Annotated in this window: 18 protein-coding genes; 11 read left to right on the top strand and 7 right to left on the bottom strand. The window is 57.7% G+C overall.

Translation table 11 applies throughout. The features are described 5' to 3' along the window. Window positions 1–134: 134 nt before the first annotated feature. The 6 genes from G411_RS0104335 (at window position 135) to G411_RS0104305 (ending at window position 5,024) form a co-directional block, all read left to right on the top strand. Window positions 135–1,013 (top strand): hypothetical protein, encoded by an 879-nt coding sequence (locus G411_RS0104335; protein ID WP_022957950.1) that lies wholly within the window; start codon window positions 135–137, stop codon window positions 1,011–1,013. A 639-nt stretch (window positions 1,014–1,652) separates the two neighbouring features. Beyond that, on the top strand, window positions 1,653–2,432 hold the full coding sequence (locus G411_RS0104330) for a DUF2726 domain-containing protein (RefSeq protein ID WP_022957949.1): 780 nt from the start codon (window positions 1,653–1,655) through the stop codon (window positions 2,430–2,432). 249 nt (window positions 2,433–2,681) lie between these two features. Then, window positions 2,682–3,140, top strand: coding sequence for a TonB family protein (locus tag G411_RS21310; RefSeq protein WP_022957947.1), 459 nt, complete (start codon window positions 2,682–2,684; stop codon window positions 3,138–3,140). A 46-nt stretch (window positions 3,141–3,186) separates the two neighbouring features. Next, window positions 3,187–3,510, top strand: coding sequence for a hypothetical protein (locus G411_RS0104315; protein WP_022957946.1), 324 nt, complete (start codon window positions 3,187–3,189; stop codon window positions 3,508–3,510). 80 nt (window positions 3,511–3,590) lie between these two features. After that, window positions 3,591–4,082, top strand: a complete 492-nt coding sequence (locus tag G411_RS0104310) for a hypothetical protein (protein ID WP_022957945.1) — start codon at window positions 3,591–3,593, stop codon at window positions 4,080–4,082. A gap of 216 nt (window positions 4,083–4,298) precedes the next feature. Further along, window positions 4,299–5,024, top strand: coding sequence for a glutamine amidotransferase (locus G411_RS0104305; RefSeq protein WP_022957944.1), 726 nt, complete (start codon window positions 4,299–4,301; stop codon window positions 5,022–5,024). Window positions 5,025–5,107: 83 nt separating this feature from the next. Here G411_RS0104305 and G411_RS0104300 read toward each other — a convergent pair whose 3' ends face one another. Beyond that, window positions 5,108–5,590: a MarR family winged helix-turn-helix transcriptional regulator gene (locus tag G411_RS0104300; RefSeq protein WP_022957943.1), complete on the bottom strand. Its 483-nt coding sequence runs from the start codon at window positions 5,588–5,590 to the stop codon at window positions 5,108–5,110. Window positions 5,591–5,656: 66 nt separating this feature from the next. On the opposite strand from G411_RS0104300, the gene G411_RS0104295 reads away from it, so the two are divergent. From G411_RS0104295 to G411_RS19305, 3 genes are read left to right on the top strand one after another with little or no spacing between them, the layout of a single operon-like run. Then, window positions 5,657–6,124: a carboxymuconolactone decarboxylase family protein gene (locus G411_RS0104295; protein ID WP_022957942.1), complete on the top strand. Its 468-nt coding sequence runs from the start codon at window positions 5,657–5,659 to the stop codon at window positions 6,122–6,124. An 8-nt stretch (window positions 6,125–6,132) separates the two neighbouring features. Beyond that, window positions 6,133–6,603, top strand: a complete 471-nt coding sequence (locus G411_RS0104290) for a GNAT family N-acetyltransferase (RefSeq protein ID WP_157581124.1) — start codon at window positions 6,133–6,135, stop codon at window positions 6,601–6,603. Beyond that, the gene (locus G411_RS19305) at window positions 6,584–7,207 is read left to right on the top strand and encodes an FMN-dependent NADH-azoreductase (RefSeq protein WP_022957940.1); all 624 of its coding nucleotides are present in this window, start codon (window positions 6,584–6,586) and stop codon (window positions 7,205–7,207) included. The genes G411_RS0104290 and G411_RS19305 overlap by 20 nt, the downstream gene beginning before the upstream one ends. A gap of 80 nt (window positions 7,208–7,287) precedes the next feature. Here G411_RS19305 and G411_RS19300 read toward each other — a convergent pair whose 3' ends face one another. From G411_RS19300 to G411_RS0104270, 3 genes are read right to left on the bottom strand one after another with little or no spacing between them, the layout of a single operon-like run. After that, a complete protein-coding gene (locus tag G411_RS19300) occupies window positions 7,288–8,724 on the bottom strand; it encodes an efflux transporter outer membrane subunit (protein ID WP_022957939.1) in 1,437 nt (478 codons plus the stop codon). After that, the gene (locus G411_RS19295; protein ID WP_022957938.1) at window positions 8,717–11,794 is read right to left on the bottom strand and encodes an efflux RND transporter permease subunit; all 3,078 of its coding nucleotides are present in this window, start codon (window positions 11,792–11,794) and stop codon (window positions 8,717–8,719) included. Before G411_RS19295 ends, G411_RS19300 begins: the two co-directional genes overlap by 8 nt. A 2-nt stretch (window positions 11,795–11,796) precedes the next feature. Next, a complete protein-coding gene (locus tag G411_RS0104270; RefSeq protein ID WP_022957937.1) occupies window positions 11,797–12,924 on the bottom strand; it encodes an efflux RND transporter periplasmic adaptor subunit in 1,128 nt (375 codons plus the stop codon). Window positions 12,925–13,129: 205 nt separating this feature from the next. On the opposite strand from G411_RS0104270, the gene soxR reads away from it, so the two are divergent. Continuing rightward, a complete protein-coding gene (gene soxR / locus G411_RS0104265) occupies window positions 13,130–13,591 on the top strand; it encodes a redox-sensitive transcriptional activator SoxR (RefSeq protein WP_022957936.1) in 462 nt (153 codons plus the stop codon). Between the two features lie 18 nt (window positions 13,592–13,609). Here soxR and G411_RS0104260 read toward each other — a convergent pair whose 3' ends face one another. Further along, entirely contained in the window at window positions 13,610–14,611 is a 1,002-nt protein-coding gene (locus G411_RS0104260; RefSeq protein WP_022957935.1) for an adenosine kinase, read from the bottom strand. A gap of 78 nt (window positions 14,612–14,689) precedes the next feature. Between G411_RS0104260 and mrcB the strand changes: the two genes are divergently transcribed. Beyond that, window positions 14,690–16,990, top strand: a complete 2,301-nt coding sequence (mrcB, locus tag G411_RS0104255; protein ID WP_051151241.1) for a penicillin-binding protein 1B — start codon at window positions 14,690–14,692, stop codon at window positions 16,988–16,990. Between the two features lie 17 nt (window positions 16,991–17,007). Here mrcB and G411_RS0104250 read toward each other — a convergent pair whose 3' ends face one another. Beyond that, window positions 17,008–18,471, bottom strand: coding sequence for an ATP-binding cassette domain-containing protein (locus tag G411_RS0104250; RefSeq protein ID WP_022957933.1), 1,464 nt, complete (start codon window positions 18,469–18,471; stop codon window positions 17,008–17,010). Between the two features lie 73 nt (window positions 18,472–18,544). Then, entirely contained in the window at window positions 18,545–19,420 is an 876-nt protein-coding gene (locus G411_RS19290; RefSeq protein ID WP_022957932.1) for an LOG family protein, read from the bottom strand. Window positions 19,421–19,454: the final 34 nt, after the last annotated feature.

The raw sequence follows: 19,454 nt of genomic DNA, 5'->3' as shown, positions 1-19,454 counted from the left end.
TCGTCGTGTTGTCGTCCAACAAGGAGCTGCAGTTGACGTTTGATCCGCCGCCCACTTTTGCTGCTGAAAAGCGGACGGCGGGTTAAGAAAAAATAATATTTAGCGTTAGTCTAAAAGAAAAAATGGAGAAATAAATGAGTTCTGAAGAAGAATCAGAAGTGGTTGAGGAAATCCAATACGAAACCATAGTGGATTTTCTGGAGGGAACTCCTCCCAATAAAATGACGCGCATTTCTGATTTGTCAGAACATAAAATCCTTCGAGGTGGTCGCTTTTTTCAAGATATATTGAGAACTCCTGAAATCCAATTGCACTGCCCAGGGGAAGCATGCAATGGTACAAGGTTTTTCCGATGTGTTGCGGGTGTTGGAAAAGAGTTGAGCAAAAAATACCAATACTTCTATCTGACGTACCGGTGCTCCAACTGCCAAGCGCATACTAAAACGTTTTCGCTTGGAGCTAGGATAGGTGCTGAAGGAGAGCCAGAGGGAGAGCTATATAAATTCGGAGAGCTACCTACTTACGGACCACCTACGCCCCCTCGACTGATAAAACTTATTGGACCGGATCGGGATACTTTCTTAAAAGGAAGAAGGTGTGAAAATCAGGGGTTGGGGATTGGATCTTTTATCTATTATCGTAGAGTTGTGGAGAGTCAAAAAAATAGAATTTTGAATGAAATTATAAAGGTTTCAGAGAAGATTGGCGCTCCGGAAGAAAAAGTCGAAGTGCTTAAAGCAGCGATAAATGAGACTCAATTTAGTAATGCGTTGGATATGGCCAAAGATGCCATACCTGAAAGCTTACTTATAGATGGACATAGCCCAATTCTACTTCTGCATAGTGCTTTAAGCGAAGGAGTCCATGCTCTTACTGATGAGGAGTGCTTATCAATAGCTAGTAGTGTTCGGGTAGTGCTAGGCGAATTATCAGATCGCCTCTCTCAGGCTCTGAAAGATGAGGCAGAGCTATCAAAAGCTCTCTCTGTGCTAATGCATCATAAAAATGACTGAAAAACGACATTTTGTCGTTCCTGTGGGGCTGCGGCAGTCAAAAACGCTGCTCTTATTTTGTTTGCCTAAAAGGCGGGCGTTATGTATCCGTGTGCTCAAAGGAGCGATATGTGAAACGAAGTAATTCAATAGCAGAAAGGCTTTTTAAGTTTTCAGGGATTACAGATGCAAGGGGCAGGTCTTGCCTCGTGAGTTTTCAAGATAAGAATAGCTCCAGTTTTTTGGTTGAGGCACAGTGCAAGACCTGATCCCATTGACCTCGAGCGAGGGGGATATTCGCATGAAAATCAAATATCGGAATTTCAGGTGTCTAACGGATGTTGGTGAAGTTGGTAGTGGTGTAGAAAGCATTGGGATTATATTGCTTGTCCTGTTTATTTGCCTAGGGCTAGCCTTCCACCTCAGGGAAAGCATCGTATTTTGTGTAATCCTTTTAATTCCCGCTGTGGGCTGTTTGTTGGCAATTGCGCTGAATTTTCGGAGAATATTTTTCGGTGGCTCCCATGAATAGTCCGTTGGCCGTAGCTGGGCCTCATAACAAGCGCGCAGTTAATCGCTGAAAAGCGCGGCGGGACAACCGAAACGCTGCGCTTTTCCTTCTGCCTCAGTCACAGGGTGTTAGGAGCTTAGAGAATCGTCATGGATATACTACTAATTGCTGCAATCGTCATCGTTGGCGCGCTCGTACTTCTCGTGCGGTCAAAAGGGCAGGGCGGCTCACGCGAATATCCGTACCAGCGCTCCAAGTACCTGCTGTCGAAGGCGGAACGATCCTTTTACGGGGTACTTGTTCAGGCAGTCAGTGATAATGGAATCGTCTTTTCTAAAGTTCGGGTCGCCGATGTCATTTCCCCAAAGAAAGGCCTCAATCGTTCTGATTGGCAACGTGCGTTCAACGCCGTTTCATCAAAGCACTTTGACTTCATCGTCTGCGATCCAGCCGATTGTTCTATCAAGCTTGCTGTCGAGTTGGATGATTCGAGCCACGGATCATCAAAGGCAAGAAAGAGAGACGACTTTCTCAACGGAGCGTGCCGCTCTGCAGGTGTTCCCATTCTTCGCATCAAGGCAGCGAAGTCATACGCTATTGCGGATTTGAAGCGACAACTAGAAGACCTCCCTTCACCGCAATTGGCGGTATCACAAGGTCTGTCGCCGGAAACCTCCGAGGAAGCTGTTTCGGAAGTGTTGTCAGATCTGAGCGAATCGACGTCAGCGGACGCAGAATTCCCTCATCGCAATGAAGAAGGGGCGGACCTCGTTGTAGCGCAGGAGGCTAAGTCAGACACGAAGCTTTGCCCGAAGTGTGGCGAAGCGATGATCCTTAGAAAAGCTAAATCCGGGGCGAATGCTGGTAAGGAATTTTGGGGTTGCAGCCGCTTCCCCAAATGCCGAACCGTTTTGGCTGTCGGTGCCTGACAGGTCGGGACACTTGTCCGGGCTTTGTTTCGGGCGTTTGGTGTTATAGCCTCTGTCACAATCTATAGAAATCATCTCCGGGTGTGGAATACCCCGCTTTGTGGGCAGGAGGACCGATGTTAGACATCTCCCCGCCTTTGGCGCCTTCGCCCTGTAGGGCACCACTCGCGAGCTTGTCGTCAGCAAGATTAATCTGCCTTTTATCGGCGACGTCCTCCGGAAAAATCATAAGACTTCAGGTGGTATGTTATGAAGAACACACTTACCGCTGTAGTAGTGATAACCATCCTTTCTGGCTGTGCCTCCCGAGCCACAGTTTACGATCCGTCGGTGCCGGAGCCGCAAGTTGTCGTGAATTCGCTCGATACGCGTTATTGGGAAGCGGTTAGCAAGCAGGCACCGCAATTCCCAAGAAGCAATTTGAGCAGAGGGAAGTCAGGGTGCGTCAACGTGTCCTATATCATTACCTCCGAAGGGCGGGTGGCCAATCCGGTGGTGGTGAAGGCGTTGCCTGACAAGACTTTTGATCGGGTATCAATAGAGGCGGTGAGTCAGTTTGTATACCGCCCATCGGAGACGAATACCTCGAAAGAACCGGTGAGAACCAACAATATCTTCACATACATTGTCGGGAATATGCCGCAGGAAACGCACCAACAACTTGATGCAATGTGGCGCTCCCGGTGTAGCGTCGTTGACGAACAATAACGACGTTGCAGCGTCATCAGCCATCCGTTTTTAATCAGGAGTTCCCATGGCAGACATTATTCCCTTAATTGTTATCTTCGCCGTACTGGGCATTGTGCTGTTTGTCATGCTCACCCGACGCGGGAAAGGCATGCTGTTCGGCGGGCGTATTATCAAGACTTATGACGGCGTGTCGGCAAAACGTCGGATGATCGCCAGCAAGATCAAGGTGCATGTGATTGATGGCGGTGGTGAGAACAAGGTAGGGCTGGAGCTGGTCACGACGTCGCTGGGCAGCTATCAAATGATGCCAGCTACTCTGCCTGCGGCTGAGGCTCGCAAGTTGGCGGCCTTGCTGCTGGAGGCGGCGGATTACCACGCCAAGCATTGAGGCGTTTCCGGTGAGCATTGAATGTCTATGTTTGCCTCAGGCCCCTCCCTTGGCGGCGTTTACTGCGGGAAGAATGCCTTATGAACGCTCGCGTACTCGCGCTGATCATACTGATTCCACTGTCTCTTCCTGCTTCAGCGGATGAGCTGGCGACATTGGAGCGTATCAGCACTTGGGTTCGGGAGCTGTTTCCCCTTTCTTTCCCCACCAGTGAGCAGCAACTTGCTGCGTTTGGCGACCTCACTTCAAAAACCGTCTCCAGTCACACCATAGATGGCGGGGGAAATCCCGGCCACTATGTGGAGTGGGTACTTGATGGAATAGTGCTGCGCGCTTTTGTCGCCGAGTCAGCGGCGCCGAATATCTATGTTTACGCGATCGAATTGACCTCGTCGTCCTGGCCGCTGAGTAACGGTATCGCGGTGGACATGTCGTCGTCGGTATTGGTGCAACTGCCGTTTGCGGCCAATGACGGCGACTACGGTTACTGCGGGGTTGCAGAGACCTGTGTCCACTTCATCGTAGAGGATGGTTTCATCGCAGCCATTCGTTTTCAGTTCTACATCGGCTAGCGCCGGGGCCTCGTATTCTGTCAAGTCTAACGATTTTCTTAATTGGTGATGCCTGAGCCTGTACATTCCGCCGTTTTCCTTTATTTTGCTATGGCTGCCCTGCGTGAATACGCTGTGTTGATGCATTGAGGGCAGCACGGCGCCGACTCGCCGCGTTGGTGGTCATCCCATTGCGGTCGGGCGGGTGGTGATAGCGAGCATAGTGTCAGGACAGCAATGAAGCAGATCGTGATTCTCAAGGTGGGTACGACGTTTCCGGCGACCGGCGAGCAGTTTGGTGATTTTGATGACTGGACGCGTGCCGCGCTGGGTGATGCGCTGCCGGTGCGGAGCGTGGATGTCGAGCATGGTGAAGCCCTGCCTGCCGTCGCGCAATGCGCGGGCGTGGTGATTACCGGCTCGCACTCGATGGTTACTGACGAATTGCCGTGGAGTGTGGCGACCGAAGTCTGGTTGCGAACATTGCTGGAGGCCGGAACGCCGATTTTCGGCGTGTGCTACGGTCACCAGTTGCTGGCAAAGGCTGCCGGTGGAGAGGTGGGCTACCATCCCCAAGGCAAGGAAATTGGTACGGCGCCCATTGAGTTGCTGCCTGCGGCACAGGACGACGTCATCTTCGGTGACTTGCCTTCCTCGTTCCTTGCTCACGTTACTCACTCGCAGACGGTGCTGCAGTTGCCACCCGGTGCCACGCGTCTGGCTTGCAATGCCTTCGAGCCCAATCACGCCTATCGACTCGGTGAGGTCGCCTACGGCGTTCAATTTCACCCGGAGTACTCCGCCGCCATTATGCGCTCCTACATTGAGCAGCAGGCCGATGCACTGACGGCGGCAGGCCGTGATGTGTCGGCGATACTCGACGGCGTGGCTGACACGCCCGTGGCGGCGAGTCTGTTACAGCGTTTCGTTGCCATTGTGAGTGCGCGTGAGTTGTTGCGGTAGTTCTGATCAGCGACGGTGTAGCTATGCTATCGTGCAGGCGAATGAAGCAGCATTGTTGCAATTTTTTCGGTGGCTCACCAAGCTTATTTCTCATTCATTCTCTGGGCTGCGCCAGCCAGCCAGCGGCGGATTACGTCTTCGTCGTTTTTTGCTAATTCTTCTGTCAACTCCTTCTCAATAGTGTGTGCGCGGCGTCGGGCAGTACTTAATTGCTGTTTACCCTGCTCGCTGAGCTCAAGCTGCTGAATTCTACCGTGTATGGCATGTGGCCGTCGGATGACCAGTCCGGCTTTTTCCAGGTTTCCAATGATTACGCTGACAGTTTGAGGGGTAAGGATCGCCAAGCGAGCGATATCCGCATTAGATGCGCCAGGATAGGCATTGATCATCGTCATCACTGAGAACTGTGGAGGAGTGATCGCGAGGTCGGACAAGGCGCGCGCAAGCCTTGTATGGTAGGCCCCCGCTGCTTGGCGCAACAGATAGCCGAGGTAGCCAGATTCCCCGCGTTTGCCTTCTCCTGCTGCTGGAATGTTGGTTTGAGAGGGTAGATTTGAGTTGCGCATAATATAAGAGCTTTGATAAGTTGTAAGAGTTATTACATTATTGCCATTTAACCGAGGGAGTCAATCATGCCTCAGCCACTGGTCTGCAAGGATTATGATACTTTCAGAAATACAATGTCCGATGCCCATGATGCCTTGATCATGCTTGGTAAGTCTGTGGACAGCCGAGGATTGGATAAAACGCTTTCAGAGCTGGTTAAATTGCGGGTTTCCATTATCAATCGCTGTGCTTTTTGCACACAGCTTCATCTGGATATTGCCCGCGTACTGAATATTCCCCAGTCGAAACTGGATCTCATTTCCTCCTGGCGGGATGCCGGTGTCTTCTCTGCCCGGGAGGCCGCGGCGCTTGAGTGGGCTGAGCATCTGACGATGCTGCCAGGTCAACCTTTACCGGATACGGTGAAGGAACGGGTCAGCGTGCATTTTTCCAGGGAAGAATTTGAGCTGTTAACGGTGACCATTGGAGTCATAAATTGCTGGAACCGCATAGCGGGAGGTCTGCAGTTTCCGCCCCAGTCGGTGAAGAAATGAGTGGAGAAATGAGTACGGAACCCTCGGCTGAATTTCGGTTTTTAGATACAGAGAAAGACGTTATACCGTGTTTTTCTCTAATGCAGCAGCTTCGTCCGCATCTCTGCTCGGAAGATGAATTTGTCGAAAGATGGCGTCGTCAGACAGATGGAGGGTATCGGCTTGCTGCGTTAGTGGTCGGGGAGTGCATCGTTGCCCTTGCTGGGTTTCGCATTCAGGACAATATGATTCACGGGCGGCATTTTTATGTCGACGATCTGGTGACCGATCAGCAGTCCCGCAGCGCCGGGCATGGTCATGTTCTCATGCGCCACCTCAAGCAAGAGGCAGGCCGCCTGGGGTTGGAGAAATTTATTCTTGATACGCCGCTATCCAATACCCTAGGGCATCGCTTCTACTATCGTGAGGATATGCTTGCGACGGCATTACGCTTCTCTTATACCTTGCCCTCCCGCCTTGATGAATATACTTCATATTAGTGCAAGCCCGCGAGGTGCAGATTCACTCAGCCGTAAGCTGGGTGGAATGTGTGTTGATCGTCTTAAGTTGGAGACCGGCAATGAGCTGTGTCGCCGTGATTTGGCGTTTGATTCTCCTCCTTTTCCCGATGCCAGTTTCGCAGAAGCCAGTTTGCTGCCGCCATCTGAGAGAACACCCGCGCATGAGCTTTGCCTGCAGGAGTCAGAGGTGTTGATTGGGGAGCTTGCTGCAGCGACAACCGTCGTTATTGATATGCCTGTGCACAACTTTACTGTGCCCGCAGTGTTCAAAGCGTGGGTTGATGGCGTCGTGCGCCCTGGGCGAACCTTTGCTCACACAGACCAGGGTAAAGAAGGCTTGTTAGCAGACCGACCGACAACTGTCATTGTGGCCAGCGGCGGTTCTCTGGGTGCCGACTTGGGCGGTCAGCCTGATTTCTTGACGCCCTATGTAAGGCAAATTTTCAAAACCATCGGTATTGTTGATGTCGCCTTTATCTATTTACAGAATTCACTGCGCAATGGGGACGCTAGTGGGGAGCCGAGCGCTATTGAACTTCTCAATCACCGTGTTGACGCTATTGTGGCCAGCCTTTCGAGCTAGTAGCGGCATTCGTCCTGGCTGTTACTTATTCAGCTGGCGTGGGTCCCTATGGCAGCCGCCAATATGAAGAAGGCTGCTGGTTAGGTACCTGAAGATCTGTGCAAAGCGGTGGGCAGTGCCATCTCGTCGGTTTCCCAGCCACCGCCCAGTGCGCGGAATACCGCGACGCCTTGGGTCCCCAATTGCCGCGCTGCGGCTACGCTTGAGCGCTGCGCCTCGATCAGTGTTCGCTGTGCATCCAGCACCTCGATAAAGGTGGCGGCGCCCGCAGCATGGCGCTGTCTGGCGAGTGTGTAGGCGGTGCTGGCATAGCGCTGCGCATCGGACAGCGTGGCTTGCTGTTGCAGGGTGGCCTGATAGTGGGTCAGCGCCTGTTCTACTTCTTTCAGCGCGGTCAGCACCGTGCCATCGAATTCCGCCAGTGTGGCGGCACTGCGCGCCTCGGCCTGCCGGATTTGCGCACGCGCTGCCAACTGGTTGGGGAAGTGCCAGGACAACAGCGGCCCGATGCTGAAGGACCAGTGCTCGTTGCTGGGCAGGGTGTCGTTGCGGAAGTAGCTGGCTGACGCGCCCAGGGTGATTTGCGGGTAGAGGCTGGCAATCGCCACGCCGATGCGGGCGGTATCGGCCTTCAGGCGATACTCCGCCGCGCGCACATCCGGCCGACGGCGCAACAGCGCCGCCCCGTCGCCCAGGGGAATGCTGCTCAGCAGCGTGGGGATTTGTGCGCAGTCCCGCGCGGCGGCAGGAATGTTGGCGGGGGTTTCACCGAGCAGGGCCGCAAGTTCGAGCAGGCGACTCTGACGCTCGGCGCTCAATGGTGAGAGTGTCGAGGTGGTGGCCGCCAGATCGGCAGCCGCTCGGGCCACATCGAGTTGGGTTGCTGCACCGGCGGTCTGGCGTTGTTGAGTCAATTGCAACTGCTTGTCGGCGATCGCCACGGCCTGCTCGGCAATATGCAGCGACTGGCCGAGACCGCAGGCATCAACGTAGGCGCGGGTGGTTTCGGCGACAACGGCGAGACGGGCGGCATCGCGCGCTGCTTCGATGGCGTCGCGGTCTGCATGGGCGGCCTGCACATCCCGTCGTACCCGGCCAAACAGGTCGACCTCATAGGCGATGTCCATGCCGCCGCTGTAGCTCCACTGCGTCGGCGCGCGATCGGGGCCGCTCCAAACGCGCTGATCGCGCCCATAGCTGGCGCCCGCATTGGCGGTGGTCGACGGCACATACTGGCTGCGTGATTCGCGGAAGCGGGCGCTGGCCTGTTGCAGATTGGCCTCTGCGACCCGAAGGTCGGTATTGGCGGCCAGCGCCTGTTGAATCAGCGCGTTCAGCGCCTCGTCGTTGTAGAGCTTCCACCAGTGTGCGCTTACCGGCGCATCGCTTGCGGGCCACGGCGTGGTGAATGCCGTGGTCGCGGTGTCGGGCACCGCAGGGGAGTGGAAGTCCGGCCCGCTGGCACAGGCGCTGAGCAGGACCGAGGCTACGACCGCAAGACCGATAGGCTTAGACATGATTGGGTTCTCCTTCGGCCAGTTCCCGCGCGCGACTGGAGGTGCTGGCGGCGCGGTGGTCCTTGGCGATAAAGCTGTAGACAGTGGGCAGAATGAACAGGGTGAACAGGGTGCCGATCAGCATGCCCATCACCACGACAATGCCGATGGCGAAGCGGCTGGCCGATCCGGCGCCGCTGGCAAACAGCAGCGGGATCATACCGGCGACCATGGCCGCTGTTGTCATCAAGATCGGGCGCATTCTCACCCTTGCGGCTTTGCGAATCGCCGTGGCGCGGTCGACCTGGTCGTGCACCTGAATTTCGTTGGCGAACGCCACCATCAGAATGCCGTGCTTGGAGATCAGGCCGATCAGCGTTACCAGACCGATCTGGGTGTAGATGTTCAGTGTGGTGAAGCCCAGATACAGCGGAATCAGCGCTCCGCAGATCGCCAGCGGGACGGTCACCAGAATCACCAGCGGATCGCGGAAGGACTCGTACTGCGCCGCCAGAACCAGAAAGATGACGATAAGCGCGAAGACAAACGACACCATCAGGCGGTTGCCTTCACTGACGTACTGCCGACTGTCTGACAGCCAGTCGATACTCGCGCCGGGCGGGATTTGCTGATTTTGCAGAAACGTCACGGCCTGCCCCATGGTGACGCCGGGCGCCAGTACGGCGGACAGGGTGACCGAGTTCATCTGATTGAATTGCGGCAGGCGATTGGCCTGCGGGCGAATGCTCACGTCGATGACCGTGGACAGCGGGATCAGCTCACCGGAGCCGGCTTTAACGTAGTACTGACCGAGCTTGTCCGGGGTCAGGCGCTGGGCGGCGGGCACCTGGGTAATCACGTCGTAGGAGCGGTCGTGCCAGTTAAAGCGGTTAATCAGATTTTCGCCCACCAGAATTGCCAGTGTGTCGGCGATGGCCTGCATGGTCACGCCCAGTTCGCCCGCTTTCGCGCGGTCGATGGATACCCGTGCTTCCGCACTGTCGAAGGCGAGGTCGCTGTCGACGAAAACAAACAGGCCACTGCCCCAGGCTGCGCCTTTGATCTTTTCCATTGCCTGGTACAGGGCGGAGAAGTCATCGGAGGAGCGCACGACCATCTGCACCGGCAGACCGCCGCTGCCTGCGGGCAGGGGCGGCGGTGGAAAGATCGCCGCGAACACCCCGGTTAATCCGGCCACGCGGGCGTTCAGTTCACCCTGTATTTCGGCGGAGCTGCGCTCGCGTTCCTGCCATTCCTTGAGGACCACACCGCCGAAGGCATTATTCTGCCCGCCCGCACCGTTCACCATGAAGCTGTTGAGGTGTTCGGGCAGGCTGCTGAAGATATCCACGATCTGCTGCGTGTTGCGCTCGGTGTAGTCGGTGTTGGCGTACTGCGGTGCTTTCACCGAGGTGAAGATGTAGCCGTGGTCTTCCTGCGGGGCCAGTTCGCGCTGGCTGCCGGTGAACAGGACGCCGATGCCGGCGAGCACCACCGCGCCCACGGCCAACACGGCCGGGCGCGCAGACAGAGTGTGGTGCAAGACCCTGTCGTAACGGGCTTCGAGGCGCCCCACGTTCTTCTCGATCAGTTTGGTGAGTCGGCCTTCGTGGACTTTGTCGCTGAGCAGCCAGGAGCTCATCATCGGCGACAAGGTGAGGGCGACGATGCCCGAGACAAAGACGGAACCGGCCAGCGTAAAGGCGAATTCCTTGAACAGGGCGCCGGTGAGCCCTGCGGTGAGGCCGATGGGGGCATAGACGGCGGCCAGCGTAATGGTCATCGCGATCACCGGGCCGACAATTTCGCGGGCGCCGATGAGCGCGGCCTTGACTGGCGACAGGCCTTCTTCAATGTGGCGGTGAATGTTTTCGACGACGACAATGGCGTCATCCACCACCAGCCCGATGGCCAGCACCATCGCCAGCAGGGTGAGCATATTCAGCGAAAACCCGAAGGCCAGCATCAGAATCGCGGTGCCGATCAGCGACAGGGGAATGGTGACCACCGGGATAATCACCGCCCGGAACGAGCCGAGAAACAGGAAGATCACCAGTACCACAATGATCACGGCTTCGATCAGCGTGTGGGTCACTTCGTCGATAGAGGCGTTGACGAAGTGGGCGACGTCGAAGTTACTGAAGACCTCTAATCCCGGTGGCGCTGAGCGCTGAAGGTCGGGGATCAAGGCTTTTACGGCTTTGACGATCTCCAGCGGGTTGCCGTCCGGGGTGGGCGAGATTGCCATGGAGATCGCCCGGCGACCGCTGCTGGCAAACGTGGAGTCATAGTTCTGCCCGCCAAGCTCAATGGTGGCGACATCGCCGAGGCGTACCAGACCACTGTCGCTTTGCTTGATGACTAGCTGACGAAATTCCTCAATGCTGCTGGCGTCGGTGCCTGCAGTAATATTGATAACGGTCTCGCTGTCTTTCAGTTGTCCCGGTGCAGCCTGAATATTGTTGGCGCGCAGAGCGGCGGCGACCTCGCCTGCGGACATGCCCCGCGCCGCGAGGCGGTTGGGATCAACCCAGATACGCATGGCGAGGGTCTGTGCGCCGCCAAAGTCGACCGAGGCCACACCGGGAATCGAGGTGACCAGGGGCTGCGCCACGCGCGTGGCGAAGTCGGTGATGATGGGAATCGGCAGCTCTTCTGAGACGAAGGCCAGATACTGCACCGCCGAGGCGCCGTCGGTAATCTTGTTGATCACCGGGTCGAGGGTGCCTTCGGGCAGGCGGTAACTGACCTGCTGGACCTTGGCGAGAATTTCCGTCATCGAGCGGTCGGAGTCGGCATTCAGCACCAGCTTGGCCTTGATTTCGCTGTTGCCCTGAGTCGACGTGGAGGTCAGGTATTCAATGCCGCTGGCGGTGGATACCGCCTGCGCAATGGGTGTGGTGACAAAGCCCTGCATGACGTCCTGAGTGGCGCCGGGGTAACCGGTGGTAATTACGATGGTCGCGCTTTCCATGGCCGGGTATTCCCGAATGGGCAGCGAGTACATGGCGCTGCCACCGACGAGCAGCAGCAGAAGGCTGACCACAATCGACAGGATGGGGCGGCGGATAAACAGATCGGTGAACGCCATGCTTATGACTCCTCAGCCGCGCGGAGTTTAGTGACGGTGACGGGGGCTCCCGGTGGGACTTTCAGTTGGCCTTCGGTCACCACGATATCGCCCGCTTTCAGCCCGCTGCTGATCACGACCTGATCTTTCAGTCGTCGGCTGATTTGCACCTGCACGTATTCTGCCTGTCCCGCTTTTTCGGGTTCGGCGCCGCGAACCAGCAACACATTCGAGCCAAATGCCGTGGTTTGAATGGCGGTAGAGGGCACGACGAGCTGCTCCTTCTGCTCGGGCAGGCTCAGGCTGGCGTTGACGAACATGCCGGGACGAAGGTGCTCGCCGGGATTGTCCAGTTGGGCGCGAATCTGAATGTTGCGGGTGTCGGCACTGATGCGCGGCTCGACCGTGGTGACCGTGGCGGTATAGCTGTTATCGGGCCAGGCATCGCTGACGACCTGAACCTTGCCACCCTGTTGCACCCAGCGCAGTTCCTGCTGAGGTACGGTGAAGTCCACATATAGCTGGGAGGTGTCCGTCAGTGTCGCAATGGTCTCGCCGGGATTGAGGTATTGGCCGAGATCGACCTGACGGATGCCGAGCTGACCGGCAAAGGGCGCGCGAATCTGCTTCTGCGCAATGCGGGCGTCCAACTGCTTGACCGCTGCCAGCGCCTGGTCGCGCTCAGCGGTACGCTGGTCGAGAATTTCGCGAGATTCGGCGCCGCTGTCGACCAGCCGTGTTGCCCGTTTGAGTTGCGCATCAGCGAGCTTCACGCGGGCGAGTGCGGCGGCGCGGTCGGCCTGCTCGGGCGCATCATAGAGTTGCAGCAGTTGCTGTTCTGCCGCCACGGTTTCTCCTGCGTCAAACCCGATACTGACCACCCGGCCCGCCACTTCCGGGGCGAGCACGACCTCGCGGACGGCGCGCAGTGAGCCCACGGCATGCAGTGAGTTGGGGATATCGGTCGGGGTGATTCGCATCGCGGCGACGGCGGTCGGCGGATAGGGCTGGGCGGCGGCACCGCCCTGGCGCCACTGCTTCCAGCCCAGCAGCAAGAGAAATACGGCGACGGCAATGCAGAAGCTCAGCAGCGTGACGGTCAGCGTTCGCGAATTCTTGGTTGTTGCCTGTTCGGAATGTGGTGTGCTCATCGTGGTTTCCAGCTATCGGTATTTTCAGGCCGTAAGCACCGGAGCGGCTTGCTGTGAAGTCGCGTTCGGGAACGGTGTGTTATCAACCCCCGGGAGCCAGAGTGACGCTACCGACAGGGTTGCGAAGGGGCGGTAGGTGAGTCGATAGTGGGCAGCTTAAAACCTCAACCTTGGTTTAGGTCAATAGATGGGCTATAAATAAAAAATGGAAAAAAGTCCGCCCAAAGTGGCTATGCAAATGCTCAGCGTGGGGCAGATATCGCAGCGAAGCGGTATTCCTGTGTCGACCCTGCATTTTTATGAGACCAAAGGCCTGATACGCAGTCGTCGTAACGCGGGTAATCAACGGCGTTATCCCCGGCATATTCTGCGGCAGCTCGCGGTGATTAAGGTGGCGCAAAGTCTGGGCTTGTCGCTGTCAGAAATTCGCGAACACATGGAAACCCTGCCGCAGGACGCGCCACCCAGTGCGGCAGACTGGAATCGTTTGTCGTCGATCTGGCGGGAAGAGCTGGAAGCGCGCATCGAGAAAATGACGGCGCTGAAGGACAAGCTGACGGTGTGTATCGGTTGCGGTTGTCTGTCGGTGTCGGACTGTCCGCTGCGCAACCCGGAAGATCGCGCAGCGGAATATGGTCCGGGGGCGAGGGCCTTTGACCCTCAATAGCCGTGTTTACCCGGCGGTTCAGGCGCTGAGGATTTCGTCGCGCAGAGCCGAGTGGGCTGCACCGGGAAGGCGCGGGCCGTATTGCGAAACGACTTCGGCTGAGGCGCGGCTGGCGAGTTTGCCTGCCGTGGCAAAGTCGTGGCCGTGGCTGATGGCGTAGAGGAAGGCACCGGCGAACATATCGCCCGCGCCATTGGTGTCGACGGCATCGACCCGATACGGCGCAATGCTGTGCAGCGTTTCACCGTCAAACACCAGCGCGCCCTTGGCACCGAGGGTAACGGCGAACGTTTTGGCAACGGCTTTCAGGGTTTCCACGGCATCGTCGATGGAATCGGTCTGTGCCCAGCCTTTGGCTTCGTCTTCATTGCAGAACAACAGGTCGACACCGTTACCCAGCATCTCGGCCATACCCTCGCGGAAAAACTCCACCATGCCGGGGTCGGAAAAGCTCAGCGCGGTTTTTACGCCGTTCTGTTCCGCCACTTCACGGCCACGAATGGCAGCGGCGCGGCCGGTGTCGGAGGTGACCAGATAACCTTCCATGTAGTAGTAGGCCGAATCGGCCAGCGCCGCCTCGTTCAATTCTTTTACCGACAGCTCGGCGCTGATACCCAGGTGGGTATTCATGCTGCGCTCGGCGTCGGGGCTGATCAGTACCAGACACTTGCCGGTTTGGCCGTGATCGCGGTCGTCGTCGAAGTTGGCGTCCACACCCGCCGCGCGGATATCGTTCAGGAAAACTTCTCCGAATTCGTCATTGGCAACTTTGCAGGAGTAGAAGCCTTTGGCGCCAAAGTAGGCGGCGGCCACTACCGAGTTGCAGCCGGAGCCACCGCTGGCCTGTTTGGAGTGAACCAGATGGCCTTCGAGCTGGTCCAACAGCTCCTGTTGGCGGGCTTCATCGACCAGGGTCATCAAGCCTTTCTCGACGCCCATTGTTTGCAGTTCGCTGTCCTGGACCTGAATTTCGGTGTCCACCAGCGCCGCGCCGATGCCGTAAACATGATACTTTTTCATCTTATTTGCCAATAACTTGCCGTAAAGTGCGGCTATTATCCGTGCCCAGACCGGATTTGCAATTCAACGAGAGCTTTTATGCCCAAGAAAAAAACATCGCTTCGTACCCGTCTCCGCGCACTTCGTCCACGGAGTTGGCGGGGCTTACTGCTCAAGTTGACGATTGCCGGTCTGGTCCCCTTACTCATTTTCTTCGCCTACTGCGATGCGCAGGTACGCGATGCCTTCGCCTCTGACCGCTACGATCAACCCGCCAAGGTCTATGCGCGACCGCTGGTGCTGGCCTCGGGCGCGGTGCTCACGGCCTATGAACTGGAAGAAGAGCTGCGCAACCTCGGCTACCGTCGCCTGCGTATGGTCAGCGAGCCGGGCAGTTATCGCCGCGAAGGCGATACCTTTACGATCTATCTGCGGCCTTTCGATTTTGCTGATGGTCGCCGCGATGCGCGCAAGGTCACGGTGACGATGGGGGCAACCACTGTTGGCGTGGTGCGCAACGAGCTGGGTGAGCGGATTGCCGAGGAGCAGCTCGACCCGACGGTGATTGGGGGGGTATACCCGGATCGTCACGAAGACCGGCTGATGCTGTCTCTGGAAGATGCGCCGGAAATGCTGGTGGAAACGCTGTTGCAGGTCGAAGATCGCGGTTTCTATGAACACTGGGGAATCTCGCCGCGCAGTATCGCCCGGGCCATGCTGGTCAATATCAAGGCCGGTCGCACGGTGCAGGGCGGGAGCACACTCACCCAGCAGCTGGTTAAAAATACGCTGCTCACCAATGAGCGCAGCCTGTGGCGCAAAATGAAAGAGGCGGCGATGTCGCTGCTGACCGAAGTGCACTACAGCAAGGATGAGATTCTCGAGGCCTATCTCAACGAGGTGTATCTGGGGCAGGAGGGGAATCGCGCCATTCACGGTTTTGGTCTGGCCGCCCGGCACTACTTTAACCGGCCGCTTAAGGAACTGGACCTGTCTCAGGTCGCGGTGTTGGTGGGGCTGGTCAAAGGGCCCTCGTATTACAGTCCCTGGCGTCATCCTGAGCGGGCGATCTCGCGACGCAATATTGTGCTGGGTGAGCTGGCGGAAGAAGGCTGGCTGACGGAAGAGCAGTTGACCCTGTGGAAAAAAGAGCCGCTGGGCCTGTCGAAAAGCTCGGCGCTGGCGGGGGTGTATCCCGCCTACGTCGACCTAGTGCGTCGCCAGTTAAGCCGCGATTACGCCAGACAGGATTTACAGAAGAAAGGGCTGCGGATTTTTACGCCCTTTGATCCCACCCTGCAGCGGCGCGCCGAGGCGGCTACCAGCAAAGCTCTGAAGCAGCTCGAATCCCGCCAAAAGGATCTGCAGGTGGCAATGGTGGTCACCGCTGTGAACAGCGGCGATGTGGTGGCAGTTATCGGCGGACGCCAACCGCGCTATGCGGGTTTTAACCGTGCGCTGGATGCCCTTCGCCCGATTGGTTCGCTGGCTAAACCGGCGGTGTACCTCACGGCGCTCAACGAGCCCAACCGCTACACGCTGATGACCCCGCTGCGGGATGAGCCGCTGAGCGTACCGAATGCGGATGGCAGCCTGTGGAAACCGCAGAACTATGGGAAGAAAGCTCACGGTCGCGTGCCTTTGCACGAGGCGCTGTCGCATTCCTATAACCTGTCCACGGCCAATCTCGGCCTGGATGTCGGGCTGAGCAAGGTTATGGAGATGTTCAAGCGTCTGGGTGTGCACCGCCCCTTGCTGGAAGTACCCTCCATGCTGCTTGGTGCGGCGGCGCTGGCGCCGATTGAAGTGGCAGGGATGTATCAGACCATTGCGGCCGATGGTCGTTACACGCCGCTGCGCACGATCTATGCGGTCTCCGACGCCGACGGCAAACCGCTGGCGCGCTACCCGCAAAAGCCCCGGCAGGTGATCGATTCGGCGCCGGTGCATCTCTTGCAGTACGCCATGTTGGAAACCATGCGCGAGGGGACCGGCAAGACGGCCTACAACGTGCTGCCCAAAGACTATCGGGTGGCGGGAAAAACCGGCACCAGTAACGACACTCGCGACAGTTGGTTCGCAGGCTTTGCCGGGGATTATCTTGCCGTGGTGTGGATGGGGCTGGATAACAATGCCTCAACCGGTCTGACCGGGGCCAGCGGTGCACTGCGGGTTTGGCGTCAGTTTATGGCCGAGGCCAGCACGGAACAGATGCCGTTTATGCGCCAGTCCAATATCGAGTATGTGTGGGTGGACAGCGAGAGCGGCAGACTCAGTCAATCCTGGTGTGACGGGGCGCGCTATATGCCCTTTATCAAGGGCAGCGAACCACGTGATCGCGGCGGTTGCGCACCCGATGGCGAGAAGATGTTTAACTGGATAAAACAGCTCTTCGATTAAGCGACTTGCCGCCGCGCTTATCGGCGCGGCGCGTTGACGACCTCGGCGGTGTAGCCGCCGCCGTCAGCCGGCACCAGCCGCAACTGCTGGTTGATGCAGTCGGGAACCTCATCTTCACGGTGGCTGACAAACAGCATGCGGGTCTGGCCCTGCGCGGCGATCTGATCCACGGCGCCCAGCAGCCGTGCCTTCTGTTCTTCATCAAGGCCGATACAGGGCTCGTCGAGAATCAATACCCGGGGTGATTTCACCATGGCCCGCGCCAGCAGAATCATGCGCTGCTGACCGAATGAGAGGCGCTCAAAACGCTGCTCCCGCAGTGGCAGCAGCTCCAGGGCGTCCAGCCATTGCAGCACCAGTTGCTGTTGCGCGGGGCTCGGGTCTTCGTAAAGCCCCACGGAATCGAAGAAGCCCGAGGCAATCACATCCATCGCCTTTACGCGCTTCAGACTGTTGAGCTGCATGCTGGTGTTGAGCAGGCCGAACCAGGATTTGATCTCCCAGATGCTTTCGCCACTGCCGCGACGACGACCGAACAGTTCGACATGCTGGCCGTAAGCCTTGTCATTTTCGCCGCACAGCAAGCCGAGTAAGGTGGATTTGCCCGCGCCGTTGGGACCGCTGATCCAGCAATGCTGATCGGGCATCAGTCGCCAGTTGATATCGCGCAACACCGGCGTGCCGCGAAAACTGACCTCAACATTTTCCAGTGCAAACAGCGGTTGATCTGCGGGCCAGTCTATACCCGGCTGAACCGGCAGCGGCTTACTGAAGTGCGCGCGGGGGGCAAAGCGTTCGCGGGCCTGCTGAACGCTGCAGTGATCGCTGATGCGGCCGTTCTCCATGATCTGTACATCGTCGATGCCGTCGGGAATATCGGCTGCCGACTTGGTGAGCAGCAGTACGGGTGTGGGCGAGGCCACCAGCTCATCCAGCAAGCGGCGCATTTCGCGCTGGGCCTTGGCGTCCAGCCCTTCCAGCGGATTGTCGATGATCAGGGCCTTGGGCGATGAATACAGGGCGCGGGCCAGCAGTGTTTTGCGGCTTTCGCCGGTGGAGATAAAGCGGATGCCGCGATCGAGAATATGCGCGATGCCCAGACGTTCGCACAGCGCGTCAAACCCCGCCGAGGCGGGATGTCCCTGCAGGATGGCATCGCGTACCCGAGTGCCGATATCAAAGGCATCTGCGCGGTTTTCGCTGTCATCAAAACGGCGGTCGTGCTCCATCAGTTCCCGGTGCTGATCGAAGGAGATGTGCGCAATATCGCCCGGTGCAATGCCGTCGGCATAGTGGCGCTCGCCGCGATTGGGACGCAGTTGGTCGGTAATCAGTTTTGCGAGGGTGGTTTTGCCGCAGCCGTTTCCGCCGAGTACGGCAATGTGCTTGTGCGGCGGCCACTGCCAATCAAAGTCGTCGAGAATGGGGTCGAGCCGATAGGCAAAACGGATATTGTCGAGCTGGACGAGGGATTCAGACATGGAAACTCAGGCGCGCTGTGAAAGTCGCAGGCGACTATATCACAGCGCGACCGCGCTCCGCTTGATGGCAGGGCTAGCAGCGGGGGCATTGCCCCGGCGTAATTTCATAGTGCTCGATAATTTCCTGCCAGGCTTGATCGGCGGTGTCGACCACTTTGATCAGGTTGACGTCTTCCGGGCTGATCAGGCCTTCGTCCCGAAGAAACTCGAGGTTAAGCGCCTGACGCCAGAACTCATGTCCGACCAGAATCACCGGCACCTCCCGTGATTTGCCGGTCTGGATAAGCGTCAGTGCTTCAAACAGCTCGTCCATGGTGCCGAAACCGCCGGGGAATACGACCACGGCGCGTGCGCGCAACATGAAGTGCATTTTGCGGATGCCGAAGTAGTGGAAGCGGAAGCAGAATTCCGGCGTGATGTAGGGGTTGGGCTGCTGTTCGTGCGGCAGCACGATATTCAAGCCGAGCGAACGTCCGCCTGCCGCCTGTGCACCGCGATTGCTCGCTTCCATAATGCCGGGGCCGCCGCCGGTGCAGATATACAGTTGGTCACTCTCGGCGCAGTTGAGCGAGTGTTGGGTGACTAGTTCCGCCAGCCGTTGTGCCTGTTCGTAGTAGTGGCTGTTGCGCTGCTGGCGTTTGGCAACGCGAATGCGGGCCGGGTCGCCGCTGGCCTCGGCTTCTTCCAGCGCTGTGCGGGCATCATCGGGAGATAGAAAGCGCGCGCTGCCGAAGACGGCAATCGTCGATTCCACGCCGGCTTCCTGCAAGATCATTTCGGGTTTCTGCAGCTCAAGGTGAAAGCGCAATCCCCTGAGTTCATCGCGCAGCAGGAAATCTTCATCGGCGAAGGCCAGACGATAGGCGGGGGGGAATTCACTCTCGTGGGGGTGCCGGTCTTCCCGTGCTGAAGGGAAGTTGGCCCGGCGTAGGGGGTGTTTCTCTGACATAGTGCTGCTTCCTGTTATTACTGGCAGGCGTCGC

Origin of the sequence: Spongiibacter tropicus DSM 19543, from assembly GCF_000420325.1 — a bacterium.
Lineage (GTDB): Bacteria > Pseudomonadota > Gammaproteobacteria > Pseudomonadales > Spongiibacteraceae > Spongiibacter > Spongiibacter tropicus.
Note: the sequence above shows the minus strand (reverse complement) of the source record. Positions and strands in the feature narration are given on the sequence as shown.

Excerpts from the sequence above, each read along its gene's own strand:
- G411_RS0104270 (WP_022957937.1), bottom strand. The coding sequence starts at position 12,924 with ATGAGCACACCACATTCCGAACAGGCAACAACCAAGAATTCGCGAACG.
- mrcB (WP_051151241.1), top strand. The coding sequence starts at position 14,690 with ATGCCCAAGAAAAAAACATCGCTTCGTACCCGTCTCCGCGCACTTCGT.
- G411_RS19305 (WP_022957940.1), top strand. The coding sequence starts at position 6,584 with ATGAATATACTTCATATTAGTGCAAGCCCGCGAGGTGCAGATTCACTC.
- G411_RS0104295 (WP_022957942.1), top strand. The coding sequence starts at position 5,657 with ATGCCTCAGCCACTGGTCTGCAAGGATTATGATACTTTCAGAAATACA.
- G411_RS0104330 (WP_022957949.1), top strand. The coding sequence starts at position 1,653 with ATGGATATACTACTAATTGCTGCAATCGTCATCGTTGGCGCGCTCGTA.
- soxR (WP_022957936.1), top strand. The coding sequence starts at position 13,130 with ATGGAAAAAAGTCCGCCCAAAGTGGCTATGCAAATGCTCAGCGTGGGG.
- G411_RS0104310 (WP_022957945.1), top strand. The coding sequence starts at position 3,591 with ATGAACGCTCGCGTACTCGCGCTGATCATACTGATTCCACTGTCTCTT.
- G411_RS0104300 (WP_022957943.1), bottom strand. The coding sequence starts at position 5,590 with ATGCGCAACTCAAATCTACCCTCTCAAACCAACATTCCAGCAGCAGGA.
- G411_RS0104305 (WP_022957944.1), top strand. The coding sequence starts at position 4,299 with ATGAAGCAGATCGTGATTCTCAAGGTGGGTACGACGTTTCCGGCGACC.
- G411_RS19295 (WP_022957938.1), bottom strand. The coding sequence starts at position 11,794 with ATGGCGTTCACCGATCTGTTTATCCGCCGCCCCATCCTGTCGATTGTG.
- G411_RS0104260 (WP_022957935.1), bottom strand. The coding sequence starts at position 14,611 with ATGAAAAAGTATCATGTTTACGGCATCGGCGCGGCGCTGGTGGACACC.
- G411_RS0104335 (WP_022957950.1), top strand. The coding sequence starts at position 135 with ATGAGTTCTGAAGAAGAATCAGAAGTGGTTGAGGAAATCCAATACGAA.
- G411_RS0104250 (WP_022957933.1), bottom strand. The coding sequence starts at position 18,471 with ATGTCTGAATCCCTCGTCCAGCTCGACAATATCCGTTTTGCCTATCGG.
- G411_RS21310 (WP_022957947.1), top strand. The coding sequence starts at position 2,682 with ATGAAGAACACACTTACCGCTGTAGTAGTGATAACCATCCTTTCTGGC.
- G411_RS0104290 (WP_157581124.1), top strand. The coding sequence starts at position 6,133 with ATGAGTACGGAACCCTCGGCTGAATTTCGGTTTTTAGATACAGAGAAA.
- G411_RS0104315 (WP_022957946.1), top strand. The coding sequence starts at position 3,187 with ATGGCAGACATTATTCCCTTAATTGTTATCTTCGCCGTACTGGGCATT.
- G411_RS19300 (WP_022957939.1), bottom strand. The coding sequence starts at position 8,724 with ATGTCTAAGCCTATCGGTCTTGCGGTCGTAGCCTCGGTCCTGCTCAGC.
- G411_RS19290 (WP_022957932.1), bottom strand. The coding sequence starts at position 19,420 with ATGTCAGAGAAACACCCCCTACGCCGGGCCAACTTCCCTTCAGCACGG.